Source organism: Sphingomonas bacterium (genome assembly GCF_028289855.1).
Lineage (GTDB): Bacteria > Pseudomonadota > Alphaproteobacteria > Sphingomonadales > Sphingomonadaceae > Sphingomonas.
On the sequence record NZ_JAQGKZ010000009.1, the window covers coordinates 1 to 3,039 of the forward strand.

The window sequence follows — 3,039 nt, forward strand, 5'->3', positions numbered from 1 at the left end:
CATTGGAAATCGAGGGCGACGCGCCACTGCGCACCAGCGTGATGACCGCGCTGTATCATGCGCTGCTCGCCCCCAGCGTGTGGAGCGATGCCGACGGGCGCTGGCGCGGTCCCGACGACCAGGTCCATCTCGCCAGGGGCTACGTCCAGCGCTCGACCTTCTCGCTGTGGGACACGTTCCGCGCCGAGCATCCGCTGCTCACCATCGTCCAGCCGCCATCGACCACCGCCGACGTCGTACGCTCGCTGGTCGCCAGCCGCGAGGCGAGCCCGTACGGCATCCTGCCGGTCTGGCAGTTCCAGGGGCAAGAGACGTGGACGATGATCGGCTATCACGCCGTGCCCGTCATCGCCGACGCCTATCTGAAGGGCATCCGCGGGTTCGACGCGAACAAGGCGCTCGACGCGATGGTCGCGAGCGCGACCTATGCGCCGTACGGCGGGCTCGGCGATTACATGCAGCTCGGCTACGTCCCGATCGACCGCGAGCCCGAGGCGGCGTCGAAGACGGTCGAATATGCCTATGACGACTGGACGATCGCGCGGATGGCACGCGCGATGGGTCGGACGGACGTCGCCGCGACGTTCGAAAAGCGCGCGGCCTATTGGCGCAACAGCTTCGACGCCAAGACCGGCTGGCTGCGTGCGCGCAAGGTCGACGGCAGTTTCCGCGTGCCGTTCGACCCCACCGCGATCAACTACGGCTCCGATTATACCGAGGGCAACGCCTGGCAATATTCGTGGTTCGTGCCGCAGGACCAGGGCGGGCTGTTCCACATGCTGGGCGGCGACGCGGCAACCGTCGCCAAGCTCGACGCGATGTTCGATTTCGACAATTCGAAGGTCGATTATTCGAAGTCGGAGGATATCGCCGGGCTGATCGGCCAGTACATCCATGGCAACGAGCCGAGCCACCATGTCGCCTATCTCTACGCTTTTGCCGGGGCACCATGGCGGACGCAGGCACGGCTGAAGCAGATTGTGGACAGCCAGTATAACGACACCGAAAAGGGCCTGTCGGGCAACGACGACATTGGCCAGATGTCGGCGTGGCTGGTGTTCACCGCGCTCGGTTTCTACCCCGTCGCGCCGGGCAGCGGACAATATGTGATCGGCCGGCCGTTCGTCGATCGCGCGACGATCAAGCTGCCAAACGGCAAGCGTTTCATGATCGTCACAGACGGGCTGAGCGACGCCAACAAATACGTCGGCGCGGTCAGCCTCAACGGCAAGCCGTTGACCCGCGTCTATATCACGCACGATGAGATCGAGCGCGGCGGGACGTTGCGCTTCACGATGAGCGCGACGCCGGACAAGACCTGGGGGACGAGCATCGCGGCGCGGCCCTATTCGATGAGCGGTTATTGATCCGTTCTTGCTGCACTGCACCATAAATGCTATGCGGAGGCCATGTACTTGACCGAACAGTCCGAGCCGGCGCCCACGGGAGCGACCCCGACGATCCTCCAGGCGATCGTCACCAAGCATTGCGTGGCGGCGACATACAATCGCCAGCCCGTCATCCTGGCACCGCACGTTTTGTTCATGAAGCACGATGCGGTGCATGTCGGTGCGGTCACGCTGGAGCGCGATGGCGCGGCGCCCAAGGAATACAAGCTTGGCGTGTTCAAGCTCGACGGGCTGGGCGAGATCGTACTGACCGATCGCCCGTTCCAGACCAGCGAATTGTGGAGCCCCGCCGACGATCGCTTCGCCGACAAGGCGCTGATGACGGTCGAGCGCTAGGCGAACGCCGCGCGATTGTGCCAAGGTCACCGCGGTGACCGACGACACGCCCAAACCCCATTTCCTGCGCCCGTGGTTGTGGCCCGCGCTCGCGCTGTTGGTCGTGTCACTGATCGGGCTCGGCGCGCATCTGGCCGACGAGCTGATCGAGGGCGAGAGCTTCAGCCTCGACACTGCGATCCTGGTCGGGTTGCGTACCCCCGGCGACCTCAGCCAGCCGATCGGGCCGCATTGGTTGCTGCAATCGGCGGTCGATATCTCCGCGCTGGGCGGCGGCACGCTGATGTGGCTGTTCGGCGTGGCCGGGCTCGCGTGGCTGCTGTACCGGCACAAGCGCGCCGAGGCCGGGTGGATCGCGGTGTCGCTGATCGGCGCGTCGCTGATCGACAATGGCCTGAAGGCGTGGATCGCACGGCCGCGCCCCGCGCTGGTCCCGCACCTCGCGCAAGTCACCGACGCCAGCTTCCCCAGCGGGCACGCAATGGTCTCCGCCGCGCTGTACCTGACGCTCGCGCTGATGCTGGCGGAAGGCGCGAAGTCGTGGGCGGCGCGGCTGGCGCTGGTCGGGTTCGCGAGCCTGATCGTGGTGCTGATCGGCTGCACGCGCGTGTTCCTGGGCGTGCACTGGCCGAGCGACGTGCTCGCCGGGTGGAGCTTCGGCACCGCCTGGGCGCTCGCGGTATTCGCGGCCAACCGGTGGTTGCGAGGACGGTTGACGCGGGGCTGACCGCAATCGTGCCAACCTCGATCAAGGTCGCGCCGTTTCGCGGAACCAAGCACCGCGAACGCGATTTGTCGGATGAACCGCAGGAGGAGATTTGGACATGGCCGACACCCCGAAACAGGACGCGATCGCACTGCTCAAAGCCGATCACCGCAGCGTCGAGGAATTGTTCGAGAAGTTCGAGGGCGCCAAGGGCGACGGCGCCAAGGAGAAGATCGCCAGGCAGATCTGCCTCGAGCTCACCGTCCACGCCCAGATCGAGGAAGAGATTTTCTACCCGGCATGCGAGGGCAAGATCGAGGAAGACCTGCTCAAGGAAGCCTATGTCGAGCATGACGGCGCCAAGGTGCTGATCGCGGAGATCGAGGCGGGCGGGCCCGGCGACGAATATTACGACGCCAAGGTCAAGGTGCTGTCCGAGCAGATCGAGCACCATGTCGAGGAAGAGGAAGCGCGGATGGAGGGCATGTTCATCCAGGCGCGCACGGCCGGGCTAGACATGGTCGAGCTGGGCGTGCTGCTCCGCGCGCGCAAGGAAGAGCTGGACGCGGACTATACCGCCTACGGGTT

General features: G+C 65.5%; 4 protein-coding genes. All 4 read left to right on the top strand.

From position 1 onward, the window contains the following. Nucleotides 1-1,367, top strand: a 1,367-nt coding sequence (locus tag JWM94_RS00560; protein WP_299419650.1) for a glycoside hydrolase family 92 protein, incomplete at its 5' end; no start/stop codon positions are given. A 42-nt stretch (nucleotides 1,368-1,409) separates the two neighbouring features. Next, nucleotides 1,410-1,745: a hypothetical protein gene (locus tag JWM94_RS00565; protein ID WP_299419653.1), complete on the top strand. Its 336-nt coding sequence runs from the start codon at nucleotides 1,410-1,412 to the stop codon at nucleotides 1,743-1,745. A 34-nt stretch (nucleotides 1,746-1,779) separates the two neighbouring features. Further along, complete coding sequence (locus JWM94_RS00570; protein ID WP_299419658.1) at nucleotides 1,780-2,472, top strand: phosphatase PAP2 family protein; 693 nt, start codon at nucleotides 1,780-1,782, stop codon at nucleotides 2,470-2,472. A 97-nt stretch (nucleotides 2,473-2,569) separates the two neighbouring features. Further along, nucleotides 2,570-3,039, top strand: a 470-nt coding sequence (locus tag JWM94_RS00575) for a hemerythrin domain-containing protein (protein ID WP_299419661.1), incomplete at its 3' end; no start/stop codon positions are given.

Coding starts and splice junctions, on each gene's coding strand:
- JWM94_RS00565 (WP_299419653.1), top strand. CDS start 1,410: ATGTACTTGACCGAACAGTCCGAGCCGGCGCCCACGGGAGCGACCCCG.